Source organism: Sphingomonas faeni (assembly GCF_023195535.1).
GTDB lineage: Bacteria > Pseudomonadota > Alphaproteobacteria > Sphingomonadales > Sphingomonadaceae > Sphingomonas > Sphingomonas faeni_B.
This window is the reverse complement of record NZ_JALPNF010000001.1, coordinates 148,761-167,175: the sequence shown is the minus strand read 5'-3', so window position 1 is coordinate 167,175 and position 18,415 is coordinate 148,761. Positions and strand designations below refer to the sequence as shown.

The following is an 18,415-nucleotide window of genomic DNA, read 5'->3' as shown; positions in this document are numbered from 1 at the left end:
CCCGGGGCGCGGTCCTGGCTTCCTGCGCCTGCTCGAACCGCCCCTGCCTATGACGATGGCGTTCAAGGGCGCGGGCGGCGCACGGCACGATGCGCGCGGGCGTCCCGCAGGGTCGCGTTCGAGGCGAGACCGTTGGTCGGCACCTTCGGAATGGCGACGCGCTGCGACAGATAGATGCCGTTATGGCCGGAACACAGATAGGCGACGAAGCAGGCGACCGCGATCGGCACGGCATAGGTCGCACCGAACAGCTCGATCCCCATGAAGGTGCAGGCGAGCGGTGTATTCGCCGCGCCCGCGAACACAGCGACAAAGCCGATCGCCGCGAACACGCCCGTCGGGACGCCGAATATCGGCGCGAGCGCGCTGCCGAGCGCCGCGCCGATGAAGAACAACGGTGTCACCTCGCCGCCCTTGAAGCCGGCGCTGAGCGTCACGACCGTGAACAGGAGCTTTAGCGCCCAGCTCCAGGGATGCGTGTCCGGCCCGAAAAAGCTGGCGATGGTGATGCTGTCGGGGGCCGCCGCAAGCGTACCAAGCCCGAGATAGTCGCGCGTTCCGAAAAGATGGACGAGCAGGATGACCGCGATCCCGCCGATGACCGGGCGAAGCGGGCCATAGGATACGACCCGCTTGAGCCAACCGCCCAGGGCGTGATTGCATTCCGCAAAGACGAGGCCGACCAGCCCGAACGCCACGCCGGCGATACCCGCCTTGGCGACGAGCAGGGCATCGACCGGCACGAGCGTATCGATACGATAGACGCCGTGGTGGATACCCCAGGCAAGGCACGTCCAATCCCCGACCAGCGCGGCGAGCAGGCACGGTACCAGTCCGCGATATTCGACCCGGCCGATCGCCAACACCTCCAGCGCGAACACCGCCCCCGCGATCGGCGTACCGAACACCGCGCCAAACCCGGCCGCGATGCCGGTCATCAACAGGATGCGGGTGTCGTCCGCGTCGAGCTTCAGCGCGCGGCCCAAGCCGCTGGCGAGACTGCCGCCCAGCTGGACTGCGGTGCCTTCGCGCCCGGCCGACCCGCCGAACAGATGAGTCACCACCGTACCGAGGAAGATCAGCGGTGCCATACGCAGCGGCACGCCGCCGCCCGGTTCATGGATCTGCTCGACGATGAGATTGTTGCCGCCCTCCACCGAGCGACCTGTCAGATGATAGAGCAGCCCGACCGCGAAACCGCCCAGCGGCAGCAAGTAGAGCAGCCACGGGAAGGCGAAGCGCAATCGCGTGACGGCATCCAAGCTCCACAGGAACGCGGCGCATAGCGTGCCGATGAGCGCGGCGATCGGCACGAGAACCAGCACCCAGCGTAGGACCGACAAAGCGTGATCGCGACGGTCGCGGACGAATACGGCGACATGCAGTTCGCGGATGAGATTATGAAAGGTAGCGCGCACGAATCCTCCTTGCTGCCCCAGGGCGCCAAGTAGGAATCATCAGCTCTTGTCAGAGCGGTTCGGCCACATTGCCCGGCGGAAATCCATCGCCGCCGCGCCCTATGGAATGGCTGAACGCGGTCGTCAACTCCGTCGCAACGCTTGCTCCCGCCCCGGTTTAACCGCGAAGGACCGCGCGCTTGCCGTCAGCCACGATCTCGATCGTCGAAGCGGGGCGCGCGGTCGAAATCGGTTCTGCCGAACGGTCGGTCGCGGAAGAGATAGCCGTAGTAGAAGGTGCGGAGACGCTGGTGGAACGCGCGGATACGGTCCTGATAGGCGAGTTGAGCCGTCAGGTCGGTATGCGCGATCCGGGTCAGCAGTGCCTGCACGCCAACCGAAGGCAGCACCCAGCCGAGCGCACGGCCCGCGGCATCGCGCGCTTCCAGGCCCTGGCGATAGGCGCGAACCGCGGGGGCGACGCTTTCGTCACCATTCTCGTGGAAGGCCAGATACCATTTGTAATGGAATTCGGGACCGAGCGGCGCCGAATCCGCCCATTCGGGATGGCGGGCGTAGAAGCGCCGCATGGTGGCTTCGCGGGGCACGTCCCACGCGCCGTTGACCGCTTCACGCTGCGCCATCGCGATCTCCGCGCCCTGGTTTACCGGGATCGCAGCGTTGATCGCCACGTTGCACAAGGTCGGGACGATCAGCACCAGCACGAGCCATGCCGCCGCCAGCGCCGCTGCGTTGGCGACCGAACTCCAGCGCAACCGGCCGATCAGCGCGGCGAGTGCGACCCAGAACAGCAGATAGGCGGCGACCACGGCAAGGACGATCAGGATCGATGCGACGCCGACGCCCGCGAATGCCGCGGCGATGCCGAAGGGTATGCCGAGCGCGCTCCATGTCAGCAGGAAGCGAAGCAGCGTCCGGCGGCGCCACAGCGCACGCCCCCCGTTCGGCAACGCATCGAGCATCCTCTGCCGCCCCGCCTCGCGCTCGGCCGACCGCAGATCGTGAAACAGCGCGATCACGAACAGCGGCGCGAGGAACACCAGCACGAAGGCGAAATCGAACCGGCCGGGCAGTGCGAGTTCGGGATTGAAGGTGTCGCCGTCGTAGATCTGCGCCTCCAGCCCCAGCGTGCGGACCCGCAGGATGTACGGTGCCACATCGCGCATGCCGAGCGCGGCGAAGGCGAGCGGCGCGGGCGCATCCCAGGTCGGATGGAAGCTGTAATAGGCGGCGCTCCCCGCATCCTTGGTACGATCGACATAGTCGGCGATCGCCCCGATATCCTCGGCTTGGGCGGCTGGGATGGCGGCGATGGCGGCGCGCTGGCGAGCGACTTCGGCCATCCCCATAGCAAGCGCGGCCACCGTCAGCAGCGCGAGCAGGGCCAGCGCGCCGACCGTGAGGCGCTGGCGCAGCAACAGCCGGAATTCATAGCGGAACAGGCCCATCATCGTGCTCCCAATCGACGCGACGCGACCATCAGCAGGATCAGCGCCCCCGCCAGCCAGGCGAACACGATGGCAAGCCCGGGCAGTGCGGCGGCGGCGAGTGTGCGACCGTCGGGCGCGATGAACCTGAAGTCCGGCATGGCCTGCCAATTGCGCGCGGAGACGCGCTTGCGACGGTCCGCGCCGGCATCGGTCGCGCCGTCGTCGGCATAGCTGACGTCCTCCATCTGCATCCGGTTCAGCCGTTGGACGAGCGCGTAGCGATAGGCCTCCGCCTGCTCCAGGAACCGCTGGTGCCCGGCAAGGTCGGTGCCCGCGGCGGCCATCGACAAAGACCGCAGTGCGATAGCCGGGCTCAGCAATCCCATAGCGTCGACCAAGCTATTCTGTCGCGCCTGCGCGGCGTGGTTCGCAGTCGCATAGCGGCCATAGACCGCCGAGGTCAGCCGCTCGCCCTCGATGCCCAGCGCGCCCTTGTAGTTGATCGGCAGATCCTCGACCTTCGCGACGCCGTAGCGCGCGAGCAGCGCCTGCTTGAACTGCGCGAAATGGGGATCGTCGGGATTGTGGCTGTCCCCCATCGTGCGCAGGTCGCGCGCGACCGCGACTTCGGTCTGCAGCCGGTTGGTCAGGGGAATCGCGGCGCTGGCGAGGTCGGGTGCGACACGGGGCAACAGCACCACCGCGACCGCCCACACCGCGACCAGCGCGAGGAGCGCATCGCGGCTGCGGCGGACCGACGCCGATACGAGCAGGATCAACACGGTCCACAGCGCCAGATAGCCGATATAGCCTAGCGCGAGCACCAGCATCGGCCAGACCAACGCGCCGGGCTGGCCGGCGATCGCGACCAGGCCGATCATCGCCGGCAGCCCGGCAAGCAGCGCTGCCGCCCCCAACGCGAGCAGCTTGCCGCGAACGATCTGCCCGCGGGCGGCGCCTTGCAGCATCAGCACGCGCACCGTGCCGCGTTCGGTCTCCCGCGCCAGCGCGCCATAGCCCAGGAAGATCAGCAGCAACGGCGCAACCACCTGCAGAACGAAGGCTGGCGTCAACTGGCCGAAGCGCACCAGCAACGAGCTTTGCCGTACATCGCCGAAATTGGCGCTGTTCTGGCGATGCCCCTCCAGGAACATGCTGTTGCCCGTGAATGCATCGACGCCGGGATCGAACGCGGCCAGCGGCCCCAGTGGGCGGAAGATGAATGTGCCATAGTGAACGACACGGTGGGGGTGTCGGTCGGGCTGCGCCTTGAACGCCGTCTCTGCCGCCTCGGCCTGACGCGCGCGCAGCTCGGCGATCCCGCGCTGGTGCGCCCAGGAACTGGCGACCGCGACCAATGTCAGCAGCACGACCAGGACGAAGGCGATGATGGCGACGCGGTTGCGCGTCATCAGGCGGATTTCGTCGCGCGCGATCAGTCCGACCGCGCTCATGCCGCCAACCGATCGCCGCCGAGCTGGAAACGGGCGTGCAGCGCGCGAACGTCGAACCGCTCGGGGCCGTCCGCCCGCACTTCGTGCGCGACGCGTCCCGCTTCCAGAAAGGCGATGCGGTCGGCGATGTCGGCGGCGGAGAGAAGGTCGTGCGTCACCATCAATATGGCGGTGCCCCGTTCCCGGACCTGCAAGAGAAGCTGCGAGAAGTCGGCGGTCGCGCGCGGATCTAGCCCCGATGTTGGCTCGTCGAGCAGCAGCACCGGCACCTGCCGCAGCAGCGCCACCGCGATCGCGACCTTCTGCCGCATCCCCTTGGAGAAGCCGCCGAGCCGCTGGTGCCACGCCTGATCCTGCAAGCCGGCCGCAGCAAGCGCCGCGGTGATGGCATCATGCCCCTGGCGCTCGCCGGAAAGCGCGAGCAGATAGTCGGCGTTCTCGACCGCCGTCAGATGCTCGTAGAGCGCGACGTTCTCCGGCAGATACGCGATCCGCCGTCGCACCGCGTCGGGATCGGTCGCCGGATTCATCCCGCAAACCTCGACCGTCCCCGATCGTGCCCGCGTGAATCCGAGCAATGTCGACAGGGTCGTCGATTTGCCGGCGCCATTGCCACCCAGCAACGCGGTAATGCTGCCCGCCGGTACGCGCAGCGACAGGCCGTTGAGGACGTCATGCGTATCGTACGCGAACGTCAGATCGTCGATCAGGATCGGTTCGGTCATCGGGCGTATCAAATCCTCGGCAATGAACATCGACGCTCAATGCCCGGTCGACGCCTGTGTAACAAGATATCATTGACGATGTTACATCATAACCTTCATAGGCAGGCCAGTTCGGAGCGTCGCAGCGCTCCCGATCCGAATTGCCGAAGGGGATATTGTCTTGCGTCTGTCCATGCGTGCCGCCTCGATGGCCGGTGCCATTCCGCTTGCCATTGCCTTGTCTTACGCCCCTGCCGTTGCGCAGTCGGACGAGGAAGGCCGGTCCGAACGGGGCCGAACCGAAAGCGAACGTGAGGAAATCACGGTGACCGGGGTGCGGCAACCGTATCGCGGCAACTTCACGCTACGCGAGATCCCGCAGGCGATCGCGACGATCGACGACACGGTGATCGCCGAGAATGCCATCACGCGGTTGACCGACGCGCTCGACCTGAACGCATCGGTGGTGCGGCAGAACACGCTCGGCGGGCTGTGGGACAGTTTTGCGGTGCGCGGCTTTGCCGGCGACGAGAATCTGCCGAGCGGCTATCTGGTCAACGGGTTCAACGCCGGGCGCGGGTTCAGCGGGCAGCGTGACGTCGCGGGGATCGAGCGCGTCGAAGTGCTGAAGGGGCCGGCCGCAGCGGTGCTGGGCCGCGGCGAACCCGGCGGCTCGATCAACCTAGTCACGAAACAGGCGGAACTCGGCCGGACCTTCGGCACCGCATCGCTGCAATATCGCAGCTTCGACACCGTCCGTGCCGAGGGCGATGCCAACCTGGCGCTGACCGACACGCTGTCGGCGCGGCTGATCGGCTATGCCGAAAGCGGCGACACGTTCCGCGACACGGTGGCGCAAAAGCGCTGGGGCTTCCTCCCGTCGATCGGCCTGAAACTGGGCGATGCCACGCGTGTCACCTATGATTTCGAATGGACGCGCGTCGAGGTGCCGTTCGATCGCGGTATCGTCGTGCTCAACGGGAATTTCGACACGATGCCGCGCTCCCGGTTCCTGGGCGAACCGAGCGACGGCGACACCGTTGCGCGCGCCACCGGCCACCAGTTGCGTCTCCAGCACGACTTCAGCGACAGGTGGTCGCTGTCGGTAGGCGCCAGCCACCGCGACACGCGGCTGACGGGCGCATCGTCGGACGCGGAAACGCTGCGATCGCGCCAGAAGCTCTATATCGACGGTCGATCGCTGTCGCGGCAGCGGCGCACCCGCCAGTACACCTCCGAGCACAGCGTGCTGCGCGCCGAACTGGCCGGCGAGTTCGCCACGGGGGGGCTGCGTCACCGTGTCCTGATGGGCGGGGATTTCGACTATTTCGATACCGACCAGCTGTTCACGCGCTATCGCGGGCCAGTCGTGACCGCGACGACGACCGATCAGGCGGGCTATGTGCTCGATCTCCAGAACCCGGTCTATGGCCGCTATCCGGTGCCTGCGACCGCGCCGATCACCAACCGGCTCGACGTACAGCGCACGATGGGTGCCTATGTGCAGGACCAGGTCAGCCTGACCGATCGGTTGCAGGTTCGTGTCGGCGGCCGCTACGACGACTTTCTGCTCCGCGTCGACAACCGGCTGACCAACGTGCTGGGTCGGCGCAAGCGCAGCCGCTTCAGCCCGCAGGCGGGGATCGTCTATGAACTCAGCACGCCGCTGTCGCTGTATGCGGCGTATGGCGAGGGCTACCGCGCCAATATCGGCGCGGACGCGAACGGCAACGTGTTCGAGCCCGAAACCAGCAAGTCGATCGAGGCCGGGGTGAAGCTGACCGCGCTGGGTGGCCGGCTAACCGGCACGCTGGCGGCCTATCAGCTCGAGAAATCCAACGTGCTGGCCACCGACACCGCCAATCCCGGTTTCTCGATCGCGATCGGCAAGGCGCGCAGCAGGGGGATCGAGGCGGACCTGAACGGCCGGCTGCCCGGCGGGATCGAGCTGCTGCTGAGCTATGCCTATACCGATGCCGAGGCGCGGTCGCGCGTGCTCGACCCGAATTTCTCGTTCCAGATCGAGCCGGGCGACCCGCTGATCAACATCCCTAAGCACAATCTCAACATGCAGGCGGCCAAGCGGTTCAAGGCGGGCACGCGCGACCTGCTGGTCGGGGCCGGCGTCCAGCATGTCGGCGCGCGCAACGGCGAAACCGGGACCGACTTCACGCTGCCCTCGCACACGCTGTTCCGCGTGTTCGGCCAGGCCGACCTGATCGAGGGGGTGCAGCTGTTCGGCTCGATCGCCAACCTGTTCGACGACCATTGGTACGCCAACAGCTATTCGCCCGTCTGGGTGCAGCCGGGCACCCCGCGCACCGCCACGATCGGCCTGCGCGCCAGCTTCTGAGTAATGATCCCCATGCGTCTTATCTCCCTCGCCATCATCGCCCTGTCCGCAGCGTCCTCGGCGCAAACGCCCACACGGCTACCGAGGCTGCCGGCCGCGATCCTGCCGCCGGTGCAGCCTTGGTCGGGCGCGAGCGAGCGCCTGATCGTCGCGGCGAACGATCCGTGGATCACTCCCGCCGAACGCGCGAACTTCGCGACGACACCACGTTATGCCGAGACACGTGCTTGGCTCGAACGGCTCGCCGCTGCGTCGCCGCTGATCCGGATCGAGACGTTCGGCCGCACCGCGCAGGGGCGCGACATGCTCATGGTCCGCGCCAGCAAGGGTGGCGCGGGGAAACCCGTCGTCCTGATCCAGGCGGGCATCCATTCGGGCGAGATCGACGGCAAGGATGCGGGCCTGATGCTGCTGCGCGACATCGCGCTCAGGGGAAAGGACACGCTGCTTGATTCGGTCAATCTGGTGTTCGTGCCGATCTACAATATTGACGGGCACGAGGCGATGAGCCGCTGGAACTTCCCCGCGCTGCGCGGACCGCTGGAAAAGGGCTATGTCGCCACCGCGCGCGGCATCAACCTGAACCGCGACTATGCCAAGGCCGACGCCCCGGAATCGCGCGCGATGATCGCGTTGCTGCGGCGGCTCGATCCGATCCTCTATGTCGATTGCCATGTCAGCGACGGCTTCGACATGCAGTACGACATCACCTTCACCTATGCCGGCTGGGGGCGCTACGCCTATCACCGCGCCACGGCCGACTGGCTGACGGCACGGTTCGGCCCGACGGTGACGACGGCACTGGAGCGCGCCGGGCATATACCGACGCTCTACCCGAGCCCGGTCGACACGCGCGATCCCGCCAAGGGCATCCGCCAGGCGCCCGAGGGACCGCGCTATTCGACCGGCTATGGCGACTTCATCGGCGTGCCGACCGTGCTGGTCGAGAACCACATGCTCAAACCCTATCGGCAGCGCGTGCTCGGCACCTATGTCCTGCTCGAAGCGGCGCTGAAACTGGCCGCGACCGACCGGGAACGGATCGCCGCGGCGAAGGCGACCGATCGCGCCACCCGGCCGGCCACCATGCTCGCGCGCTGGAAGCCCGCCGCGACGCCGATCGGCTGGATCGAGCGGTTCAAGGGGATCGGTTTCGAGACCTATCGTTCGCCGGCGAGCGGACGGATGGAACAGCGCTGGACGGGCAAGCCGATCACCTTCCGCATGCCGATCATCGGACAGGACCCGGTCGAGACGGTGACTCTGCCGACCGCCTGGTGGGTGCCGGCGGAGCAGACCGAGGTGCTCGATCGCCTCCGTCTGCACGGCATACGGTTCGATCCGATCACGACCCCGCAGACGCTGACGCTCGACCGCGTCCACCTGCGCGATGCGGTGGTGCAACGCGCGCAGGACGGACGGCTGCCGCTCAAGGCATCGTTCGAGCACGTCCCCGTGACCGAGACGCTCCCCGCCGGTGCGGTCCGCGTCCCGTCCGACCAGCCGCTCGGCCTGCTCGCTGCCGCGCTGCTGGAGCCGGAGGCCCCGGACTCCCTGCTCGCCTGGAGCTTTTTCCCGGAGATGCTCGCCTCCCCGCCGGGCGCGGAAGACTTCGTCCGCGCGCCCCTCGCCGAAGCGCTGCTTGCGGCAGACGGAAAGGTCCGTACGGCGTTCGCGGCGAAACTCGGGGATGACCCTGCGTTCGCAAAAGACCCGGACGCACGGCTCGACTGGCTCATGGCACGCCTGCCCGACCGCAAAACCATGCATCTGATGTACCCGATCCTGCGCGAACGATAGATTTTCGACCTGGTAGCGACAGCGCCCCTCCTGCCCCGCAACGGCGGCCAACCGCAGCGTTTCACCCATAGCTACCGGAAAGATCGCGCCCAGGGCGTCGGTTGGCCCCCTTCCCTGCGCGCCTTTGCAAACGGGACGTCTATTGCGCCGCCACGACGATCTTCGGGAGCGTCTTGATCGGTTCGACCGTGATCGCGCGGAACCAGGTCTCGGCGCCTTCGGATTGAAGCTGGATATGGCCGTGCGTCAGCGGGCGCCGGGTGCCGTCGGGGGCGATCGTCGCCACGTCGTGGACTTCGGCAACCGGTACGCCGTTGACGACATGCACCGCGCGGTCGCCGACGACATACAAGTCGAGCGTGTTCCATTCGCCGATCGGGCGCTCGGCGTCGGTCGCGGCCTCGACGTTCCAGGTCGGCGTGCCGTTGACGATGTCGATCTCGCGCCCCCCGGCGCGGAAGCGAAGATGAGGTTCGATCAACGACGGATCGAAGACGACGCTGGTGCGCCCGCGCAGCTTGCCGCCCACAGCGACGATCATGCCGGTCGATCCGGTCATGATCTCGAACTCGACCGATGGACGCCACGTGCCGAAGACTTCGCCAGCCGCACCGTGGGTATGATACAGCAGCCCGTTGTTGCGAGGCAGCGTGACGCGCGGCGCCCAGGTCTTGGCGCCCCATTTGAACTGCAACCGCAAATGATAGTCGCGCAGGTCGGCCTGGTTGACCAGACTGCCCCAGGTCTTGCCGTTCACCCAGATCGCCGGCGCACCGTCCACGGAGCGCACGGCGAAATCGCCGCTGGTGTCCCGGGTGGTACCGATCGGCGTCGTGCTCGGGTCGGACTTGTACGTGATCGAAGGGTCGGCATAGCCCAGCCAGGGCGCCCAGCCCTTCAGGCTGTGCCCGTCGAACAGCGCGGTCGGCTTGCCGGTCGGCACCGGTATGTCCGTCAGCGTGAGGCGCTGCGACGTGGTCGCCGGCGCGCCCGCAATGGCGCGGGCCCGTTCCTTGGACGTCTGCGCGGTCGCGGGGGCGGACAGCACCAGAAGCGCCACCATTGCTCGATCAAACCACATAGACATTCGCCTCTCAACCATCGCTCGACCAGCGATTAGCCATAGCCTAGCGTGTTATCGATACCAGTTGAACGTCCGTCTATGCACGCTCTGGTGATTATCGCGCTCGCAGCGATCGCACGCAGCGATTTCACTCCGGCTGGCACTACCGCAGGTGCTTGCTCGCGCCGTCCCGCCATTTGGGCTAATGGTCGGGCGGGAGATTGCACGATGCACAAGATGTTAGCGCTGGTCGCACTATTGACGATGGCGCAGGCGGCGCCCAATCCGCATCTGCCGAAGGCCACTTACGACACCGTCGCCCCCGTGCTTCCCAAGGGGTTGCACGACGCGGTCCTGATCGTGTCGAAGACCAATGGCTGGCGACACATCGAGCATATTCCGCACTCGAACATCGTGCTCGCCGATATCGCGAAGGGCCTGGGCTGTGCGAGCTTCGCCACCGAGAATGCGGCGGTCTTCAACGACGAATATTTGCGGCATTTTTCCGTCGTCGTGCTGAACAGTGCCAGCGGCGATTTCCTGACGCGAGATCAACGCGCGGCCTTCTCCCGCTTCGTGGCGCGGGGCGGCGGCGTGGTGGCCTTGCATGCCGCGGGCGACGATAGCCACACCGACGCCTGGTATAGCGACACGGTGATCGGCACCAAGTTCATCGGCCATCCGGGCGGGAGCGATCAGTTCCAACCCGCGAGGGTCATCGTCGATCGACCGGCCCATCCGGTCATGGCCGGCGTGACGTTGCCTTGGTCGCCGGTCGATGAATGGTATTCGTTCGACGCCAATCCGGCCGCGCGCGGGATGACCGTGCTCGCGCGGATCGACGAGTCCAGTTATCGTCCCGGTGCGAAACTGGCGATGGGGGACCACCCCGTCATCTGGACCAATCCCGCAACGAAAGGCCGGGTCGTCTATGCCGCACTGGGCCATGCGCCGGAGGCCTATGACGATCCGAACTATCGGCGCATTCTCGTCAATGCGATCCGCTGGGCCGGCAGTCGGTAGAACGGCAAATGGACGATGGCGGGGGATAACGGTCTCGAGCCGCCTACAAGGCAGCAGTCCAAAATACATCGGGGTGCCAGTCCGAGTGCAATGTCCGCAACGGCCGCGTAGCGGTACCTTGCCAAGAATCCAGTCCGACGCCGGATGCGGCGATGCTGTAGATGTCGAGAGATTACAGGTGCTTTGCCGTTTTTCGCGTTCGATCCTGGCGAGTTTGATAGCGCTCTTTACCTCGATCAACCGCTCTTGGCTTACGATAGCGCTTATAATGTCACACATCGTAAGGATTCGCGCAGACCGTGTAACGTCCAGGCCGAAGGATCGTATAAGATCTACGACCGGATAATATCTATATCACTGATATAAAACGCGTTTTTCTGATTTTTCAGCCTATTGCATACGAATGCGGGACGATCAAATACGGCCCCCGCGTTTCCACTGTTGACACCCGCACGCCAAATGGTAGCCCTATCATACACGGCAACGACCGTGTGCACTCCGGTCTGATTAGGGCGGCCGGGAATCGGGGAGGATGTATGATAAGATTTCCGCGCGCACTTGCGCATTCGGCATCGACTATCGCTGTAGTGGCAGGCTTGGCGACTTCGGGCGCCGCCGCCGCGCAGACGGGCACTGCCCCGACCGGGACTGTCCAAACGACCAGCCCGCAGCAGCCTACTCCGCAGCAGACGGTGCCCGACGCGGCGCCCGCGACCGACGCCGTCAGTGACGGTACGGCCGGCACCACCGAGGACATCGTCGTCACCGGCATCCGCGCCAGTCTCAATCGCGCGATCGACATCAAGCGTAATTCCGCAGGCGTCGTCGACGCCATCTCGGCCGAGGATATCGGCAAGTTCCCCGACACCAACCTGGCGGAATCGCTTCAGCGGATCACCGGCGTGTCGATCACGCGTGCCAATGGCGAAGGCTCTCAGGTCGCGGTCCGCGGCTTCAGTGGCGGCTTCAACCTCGTAACGCTGAACGGTCGCCAGCTGGCATCGACGAGCATCGATACCAGCACTGGCAACGCCTTCGCGGTCGGCACCGGTCGTTCTTTCGACTTCCAGAACCTGGCATCCGAAGGCGTCGCCACGCTGGAGGTCTACAAGACCGGCCGGGCCAACATCCCGTCGGGCGGCATCGGCGCTGCCATCAACGTCGTCACCCGCCGCCCGCTCGACGCGCGCGAGGACGGCCTGTCCGGTTCGATCGGCGCCAAGGCACTTTATGACAGCTCGGTGGAGAAGGCCGAGGCCAATCTTAAAAAGGTCACGCCCGAGCTTTCGGGTCTGATCAACTGGAAGAACCCGAGCGAAACCTTCGGCGTCAACGTCTTCGGCAGCTATCAGCTGCGTGAATCGGCATCGGTCCAGTCCAATCCGAACTATTGGAACATCGTTCCGGTGGCCGATTTCCTGGCGCGCAACGGCGTTTACACCGATGCGGCGACACGGATCACGAATTCGCCGACCACGGCCTATGTGCAGATCCCCAACGACAGCCGGTACCAGTTCTCGGAAAACCGCCGCGAGCGACTGAACGGCCAGGCGAACATCCAGTTCAAGCCGACCGACCGTCTCGAGATCACGATCGACGGCCTGTATGCCCGGAACAAGCTGAGCGACGAGCGCAGCGAGCAGACCAACTGGTTCCAGCGGCCATTCACCGACGTCACGTTCGATGACAACACGCAGATGCAGACCGCAGTCATCCTGGCCGAAGCGAAACAGGCGGACAAGGGATACGAGCAGCAGCGGTTCGCGACGAAGACCGAGCTGTACTCGTTCGGTGGCAACATGAAATGGAACTTCACCGACGCGTTGTCGCTGAAGCTCGACGCCAACCATTCGAAATCGACCACCGATCCCGACAATGCGAACGGCACGTCGGCGACGACGATCTCGATCGGCGCCCCGGTCCGCGCGACCCATATGGTCGACTTTACCAACGGCTTCCCGAAGCAGTCCGAAACACTGAACGACTGCAACGCCACGAACGGCGGCCGCGGCGGCAATTGCAACAACCTGCTCGACGTCGGCGATCTCGGCACGCAGATCGCGCGCGAGATCTTCTCGCAGCAGGAGTCGAGGGTCAATCAGTTCAACGCGGAGTTGGGCTGGGATCTTGGTAACGAGAGCCGTTTCGTGTTCGGCGGCAATTATGTCGATGCGAAGACCCGCTCGGCCAGTTCCAACACGCAGCAGCTGCTGGGTGACTGGGGCATCACCGACACCGGTCTGGTCGACCAGCTCGCGGGCGATCTGGTCAGCACCTATTGCCTGACCTGCAAGTTCGACAAGTTCGATCCGGGGTCGACCGGCTCGGCGCTGGTCGCGTTCCGTGGCGATGCGGTCGACCTGTTGAACGTCTTCTCGCCCTATTATGCGGATGTCCCCGGGCGCGGACGCGTGCTGCAGGGTTCGTCGGACGATACGGTCGGCGAGAAGACCTGGGCGGTATACGGTCAGATGAAATGGGCCGCCGATATCGGCGGCCGCCGTGCGAACGCGCTGATCGGCGTCCGCTACGAGCAGACCCGGGTCAATTCGATTGCGCTCCAGTCGATCCCGTCGGCATTGGAATGGCAATCGGATAACGACTTCGCGGTCCTCGGCGGAGCGACCGGTGGCGCAGTGAACGTCAAGGCGAAGTACGACAACCTGCTGCCATCGCTCGACTTCAATATCGAAGTGCTCGACAACGTGGTTGCGCGTACGTCGTTCAGCCGGACGCTCGCGCGTGCCGACTACGGCAATTTGTTCGCCTCGGTATCCGCAAACGCACCGAACCGCCCGACCGCGCTCGGCGCGGGAGCAGCGCCCGCGTCGCGTCAGAACCCCGGGCTGTTGCCGCTGGTTTCGGACAATTTCGACGTGTCGGTCGAGTGGTACTACAAGCCCACCAGCTTCGTTTCGGTCGGCTTCTTCAACAAGAACGTGCGCAACTTCGTCGGCAACCAGGTGACGAGCGGCACCCTGTTCGGGCTGCGGGATCCGGGGTCGGGCGCGGCAGGATCGCGGTCGGGTACTGCGCTGGACTATCTCCGTACCAACGGGATCGCGCAGACCGACGAGAATCTGTTCGCCTACACCGCGCTGCTGCAGCGCAATAACGGCAATCAGGCAGCGGCGACGACGGCCTTCCAGGGCGCGCTCGACCCGGCCACGGGTAAACTCAATGGTGCGTTCTACAACCAGCTCGCGCTGGACGTTAATCTTGTCGGCGACGCCAACGATCCACTCGTCAATTTTGCGATCAGCGAACCGATCAACAACCGCGAAGCCAATATTCACGGTTTCGAAATGGCCTGGACCAACTTCTTTGGCCAGTCCGGGTTCGGTTTCGCCGTCTCGTACACCAAGGTGAGCGGCGACGTGAATGTCGATCCCTATGCCGATCCCAACGTCAACATCTTCGCGCTGACCGGCCTTGGCGACAGTGCAAACCTGACGGGCATCTACGACAAGAACGGCATTTCGGCTCGCGTATCGTATAACTGGCGCGATAAATACCTCGCCGCCACCAACCAGGGCGCCAACCGCAACCCGCTCTTCACGGCGGCGTTCGGCACCCTGGACGCGAGCGTGAGCTACGACGTGACGCAGAATGTCTCGTTGTCGCTCGAAGCGGTCAATCTAACGAGCGAACCGTTCCGGCAATATGCCCGCACCGAGACCAATCTGGTCTATGTGCAGGAACTCAAGCCACGCTTCTATCTCGGTGCGCGCTACCGCTTTTGACGAATGCGGGAGTGGATCCAGGTCCACTCCCGACACCGGAGAATGGCCGCCGCAACGTCGTGCAGCGGCCTTTTCCTATTGTCGGTCGCCATCGCGCTGATAGACCTGATCCAACAACAGGACCGGAGCGGATGAACCCCGTACAGATCAACAATATCGACCATGCCGCGTTGCGCATCAGCCCGCGTGCGGGGGCCGCCTTCGGCGATGCCGCAAATCAGGCGCTGGTTATGCCCGCCGAATTCGAGGAGGTGCAGCGCGAATTCGCCCTCATATTCCGCCGTCGCGACGAAGGATTACAGGCCTATGCCCTGCTGGGTCTGGACCGCGACGAGAATCTGTTTCTATCCGGTGACTATTGGACGAGCCGCTATGTGCCGGCCAGTCACCAGCGCGGGCCGTTCTCGATCGGGATGGTCCGGGCTGCCGGTGATGACGCGGGCAATGACGCCGGTAACGACGTGGGCGAACCGATGCTCCATGTCGATTTCGACGACACGCGGGTCGGCGATGCTGCCGGTTTGCCGCTGTTCCTCGAACATGGCGGCAACACGCCGTATCTCGATCATATCACCGGCGTTTTGCGCCTTCTGTACGAAGGGATCGAATCCGCGCCGGCAGCCTATGCCGCGCTCGACGAGGCCGGTCTCCTCACGACGGTGACGCTGACCGTCGATGTCAGCGAGGAGCGCCGCTATACCATACCGGACGTGATGGTCGTCGATATCGAACGGCTGGCGGCGCTGACCGGCGAGCCGCTCGAACGCCTGCATCGATCGGGCGTACTGCGTCTCGCCATTCTCGCCGCAGCGTCGCTCGGCAATATCCAGCAGTTGATCGTGCGCAAGCAGGCGCTGCTGAGCCAGGTCGGTTGAACGCGGTGCCGGACATTACGCGCCGCACGCGGGTAATCGAGGGGGCGACCGCCGACAGCGTGCCGGTGGCGGATCTGATCGCCGACGGACGCCCGGTTATCCTGCGCGGGATCGCTCGCGACCTGCCGCTGGTCGCCGCCGGGCTGGAAGGGGCCGCGCCGGCGATCGCGTGGCTCAAGCAGTTCGACGGTGGTCGTCCGGTCACGGCGTATCTGGGCGATCCGGCGATCGGCGGCCGGTTCGGCTATTCGGACGATTGCACGGCGCTGAACTTCAAACGGGAGAGTGGTTCGCTTTCGGGCTATCTCGATCAGCTACGCGCCAGCCTCGACGATCCGGATGCGCCCGCCATCTATATCGGCTCGACCGACATCGATCTGTATCTGCCTGGCCTTCGCGCGCAGGCGGCGTTGCCATTCGGCGACGCGCAGCTCGTCGAGAACCCGCCGTTGGTCAGCATCTGGATCGGCAATCGTACCATCGCCTCGACGCATTACGACATGTCGAACAATCTGGCGTGCTGCCTCGTGGGTCGACGGCGGTTTACGCTGTTCCCGCCCGAGCAGGTCGCCAATCTCTACCCCGGACCGCTAGAGCCGACGCCGGGCGGGCAAGTGGTGAGCATGGTCAACCTCGGCGCCCCCGATCTCGACCGGTACCCGCGCTTTGCCGAGGCGCTGGCGCACGCCGAGATCGCCGAACTCGAGCCTGGCGACGTGCTGCTCTACCCGGCTTTGTGGTGGCATAATGTCGAGGCGCTGGATGCGTTCAACGTCATGATCAACTATTGGTGGAACGCGGTGCCGCGGTTCATGGATACGCCGATGAACACGTTGCTCCACGGTCTGCTGTCGCTGCGTGACCGGCCCGACCACGAGAAACAGGCGTGGCGCGCGATGTTCGACCATTATGTCTTTGGCCCCGCAGACCAGGCCGCGGCGCATCTTCCCGAACATGCGCGCGGCGAACTCGCGCCCCTGGATCCGATGTCGGCGCGTCGATTGCGCGCTAAAATCCTCCAGCGCATCAACCGATAGGAGCCGATCATGGTCGAGCAGCGCGTCAAGAAAGTCGTCATTGCCGGCGGTGGCACCGCGGGCTGGCTCGCCGCCGCCGCCCTGTCGCGGCAATTGGGCCAGCTGCTCGACATCACGCTCGTCGAGTCCGAGGAAATCGGCACCATCGGCGTCGGCGAAGCGACGATCCCGACGATGCGCGCCTTCCACACGATCCTGGGCCTGGACGAGCGCGAGTTCATGCGCGCGACGCAAGCCACGTTCAAGCTCGGCATTTCGTTCGAGAACTGGGCACGCGACGGCGATCGCTACATCCATTCGTTCGGCGACATCGGCAAATCGACCTGGATGGGCGACTTCCACCATTTCTGGCTTGCCGCCAAAGCCGCCGGCGATCCGAGCGAAATCGGCGACTATTGCCTCGAGCTTCAGGCGGCCAAGGCGGAACGGTTCGCGCTCCCCTCCGAAGGCGAGATCAATTACGCCTATCACCTCGATGCCGGGCTTTACGCCCGCTTCCTGCGCGCGCGCAGCGAGGCAAACGGGCTGAAGCGGATCGAGGGCCGGATCGCGAGCATCGATCGCGATGGCGAAACCGGTTTCATCCGCGCCCTAGTGCTCGACTCGGGCGAGCGCGTCGAAGGCGACCTGTTCATCGACTGCACCGGCTTTCGCGGGCTGCTGATCGAAGGCACTTATGCCGCCGGTTACGAGGACTGGTCGCATTGGCTCCCGACCAACAGCGCGCTGGCCGTGCAAAGCGCCGCGACGGGGCCGGCGCATCCGTACACGCGCGCGATCGCGCACGACGCGGGCTGGCGCTGGCGCATCCCGTTGCAACACCGCGTTGGCAATGGCCTGGTCTATGCAAGCGAGCACCTGTCGGACGACGAAGCGCATGCCAGGCTGCTCGGCGCGATCGGTGGCGCGCCACTGACCGAGCCGCGGCTGATCCGCTTCCGCACCGGCCGTCGGCGCCAGGTATGGATGGGGAACTGCGTCGCGCTCAGCCTATCCGGCGGGTTCGTCGAGCCGCTCGAATCCACGAGCATTCACCTGGTCATGACCGGTGTGATGCGGTTGATGCAGAGCTTCCCGTTCGGCGGCATCGCACCCTCGATGGTCACGCGGTTCAACGATCAGGCGCAGGCCGAGCTTGAGCGCGTGCGCGACTTCATCATCCTCCATTACCACCTCAACGAACGTCCCGAGCCGTTCTGGGCGGCGCGCCGAGACATGCCCATCCCCGACACGCTGGTCGAGCGCATCGCACTCTTCGCCGAGGGGGCACAGGCGTATCAGGGCGGCGAGGACCTGTTCCGGGTCGCCAGCTGGGTGCAGGTGATGCTCGGCCAGCGCCTCATCCCACGCGATCACCACCGTCTGGGCAGCATCATGGGCGCGCCGCAGCTCGCCAGCGTGCTGACCAACATCCGCAGCAACATCGCGGATGCGGTTGCAGGAATGCCGACGCACCAGCAGTTTCTGGACCGCCACCTTGCGAGACCGACCAGCGCCGTATCCGGAGTCCGATAG

At 65.4% G+C, this 18,415-nt stretch carries 12 protein-coding genes and 1 riboswitch; of the genes, 7 read left to right on the top strand and 5 right to left on the bottom strand.

Going from position 1 to position 18,415, the window contains the following annotated elements:
* Positions 1–62: 62 nt before the first annotated feature.
* From SPHN_RS00690 to SPHN_RS00675, 4 genes are all read right to left on the bottom strand, one after another.
* The gene (locus tag SPHN_RS00690) at positions 63–1,418 is read right to left on the bottom strand and encodes a voltage-gated chloride channel family protein (RefSeq protein ID WP_248520568.1); all 1,356 of its coding nucleotides are present in this window, start codon (positions 1,416–1,418) and stop codon (positions 63–65) included.
* Between the two features lie 23 nt (positions 1,419–1,441).
* A riboswitch (Fluoride riboswitch) is annotated at positions 1,442–1,518 on the bottom strand.
* 85 nt (positions 1,519–1,603) lie between these two features.
* Positions 1,604–2,866, bottom strand: coding sequence for a DUF3526 domain-containing protein (locus SPHN_RS00685; RefSeq protein WP_248521428.1), 1,263 nt, complete (start codon positions 2,864–2,866; stop codon positions 1,604–1,606).
* A complete protein-coding gene (locus tag SPHN_RS00680) occupies positions 2,866–4,302 on the bottom strand; it encodes an ABC transporter permease (protein WP_248520567.1) in 1,437 nt (478 codons plus the stop codon). Before SPHN_RS00680 ends, SPHN_RS00685 begins: the two co-directional genes overlap by 1 nt.
* The gene (locus SPHN_RS00675) at positions 4,299–5,027 is read right to left on the bottom strand and encodes an ABC transporter ATP-binding protein (protein WP_248520566.1); all 729 of its coding nucleotides are present in this window, start codon (positions 5,025–5,027) and stop codon (positions 4,299–4,301) included. The genes SPHN_RS00680 and SPHN_RS00675 overlap by 4 nt, the downstream gene beginning before the upstream one ends.
* Positions 5,028–5,199: 172 nt before the next feature.
* Between SPHN_RS00675 and SPHN_RS00670 the strand changes: the two genes are divergently transcribed.
* Together SPHN_RS00670 and SPHN_RS00665 are read left to right on the top strand one after the other, a co-directional pair.
* A complete protein-coding gene (locus SPHN_RS00670; protein ID WP_248521426.1) occupies positions 5,200–7,359 on the top strand; it encodes a TonB-dependent siderophore receptor in 2,160 nt (719 codons plus the stop codon).
* 12 nt (positions 7,360–7,371) lie between these two features.
* Entirely contained in the window at positions 7,372–9,159 is a 1,788-nt protein-coding gene (locus SPHN_RS00665; protein WP_432715035.1) for a M14 family metallopeptidase, read from the top strand.
* A gap of 139 nt (positions 9,160–9,298) precedes the next feature.
* On the opposite strand, the gene SPHN_RS00660 is transcribed toward SPHN_RS00665, so the two are convergent.
* On the bottom strand, positions 9,299–10,222 hold the full coding sequence (locus tag SPHN_RS00660) for a 3-keto-disaccharide hydrolase (RefSeq protein WP_248520564.1): 924 nt from the start codon (positions 10,220–10,222) through the stop codon (positions 9,299–9,301).
* A gap of 228 nt (positions 10,223–10,450) precedes the next feature.
* Here SPHN_RS00660 and SPHN_RS00655 point away from each other — a divergent pair, with 228 nt between their 5' ends.
* From SPHN_RS00655 to SPHN_RS00635, 5 genes are all read left to right on the top strand, one after another.
* Positions 10,451–11,245: a ThuA domain-containing protein gene (locus SPHN_RS00655; protein WP_248520563.1), complete on the top strand. Its 795-nt coding sequence runs from the start codon at positions 10,451–10,453 to the stop codon at positions 11,243–11,245.
* A 536-nt stretch (positions 11,246–11,781) separates the two neighbouring features.
* On the top strand, positions 11,782–14,988 hold the full coding sequence (locus SPHN_RS00650) for a TonB-dependent receptor (protein WP_248520562.1): 3,207 nt from the start codon (positions 11,782–11,784) through the stop codon (positions 14,986–14,988).
* 131 nt (positions 14,989–15,119) lie between these two features.
* Positions 15,120–15,863 (top strand): SapC family protein, encoded by a 744-nt coding sequence (locus tag SPHN_RS00645; RefSeq protein ID WP_248520561.1) that lies wholly within the window; start codon positions 15,120–15,122, stop codon positions 15,861–15,863.
* A 5-nt stretch (positions 15,864–15,868) separates the two neighbouring features.
* Positions 15,869–16,900 (top strand): cupin-like domain-containing protein, encoded by a 1,032-nt coding sequence (locus tag SPHN_RS00640; protein ID WP_248520560.1) that lies wholly within the window; start codon positions 15,869–15,871, stop codon positions 16,898–16,900.
* A gap of 9 nt (positions 16,901–16,909) precedes the next feature.
* Positions 16,910–18,415 (top strand): tryptophan halogenase family protein, encoded by a 1,506-nt coding sequence (locus tag SPHN_RS00635; protein WP_248520559.1) that lies wholly within the window; start codon positions 16,910–16,912, stop codon positions 18,413–18,415.

What these genes read in the sequence shown, in the direction of transcription:
- SPHN_RS00655 (WP_248520563.1), top strand. Translation starts at nt 10,451, where the DNA reads ATGCACAAGATGTTAGCGCTGGTCGCACTATTGACGATGGCGCAGGCG.
- SPHN_RS00670 (WP_248521426.1), top strand. Translation starts at nt 5,200, where the DNA reads ATGCGTGCCGCCTCGATGGCCGGTGCCATTCCGCTTGCCATTGCCTTG.
- SPHN_RS00650 (WP_248520562.1), top strand. Translation starts at nt 11,782, where the DNA reads ATGATAAGATTTCCGCGCGCACTTGCGCATTCGGCATCGACTATCGCT.
- SPHN_RS00645 (WP_248520561.1), top strand. Translation starts at nt 15,120, where the DNA reads ATGAACCCCGTACAGATCAACAATATCGACCATGCCGCGTTGCGCATC.
- SPHN_RS00660 (WP_248520564.1), bottom strand. Translation starts at nt 10,222, where the DNA reads ATGGTGGCGCTTCTGGTGCTGTCCGCCCCCGCGACCGCGCAGACGTCC.
- SPHN_RS00675 (WP_248520566.1), bottom strand. Translation starts at nt 5,027, where the DNA reads ATGACCGAACCGATCCTGATCGACGATCTGACGTTCGCGTACGATACG.
- SPHN_RS00685 (WP_248521428.1), bottom strand. Translation starts at nt 2,866, where the DNA reads ATGGGCCTGTTCCGCTATGAATTCCGGCTGTTGCTGCGCCAGCGCCTC.
- SPHN_RS00665 (WP_432715035.1), top strand. Translation starts at nt 7,372, where the DNA reads ATGCGTCTTATCTCCCTCGCCATCATCGCCCTGTCCGCAGCGTCCTCG.
- SPHN_RS00635 (WP_248520559.1), top strand. Translation starts at nt 16,910, where the DNA reads ATGGTCGAGCAGCGCGTCAAGAAAGTCGTCATTGCCGGCGGTGGCACC.
- SPHN_RS00680 (WP_248520567.1), bottom strand. Translation starts at nt 4,302, where the DNA reads ATGAGCGCGGTCGGACTGATCGCGCGCGACGAAATCCGCCTGATGACG.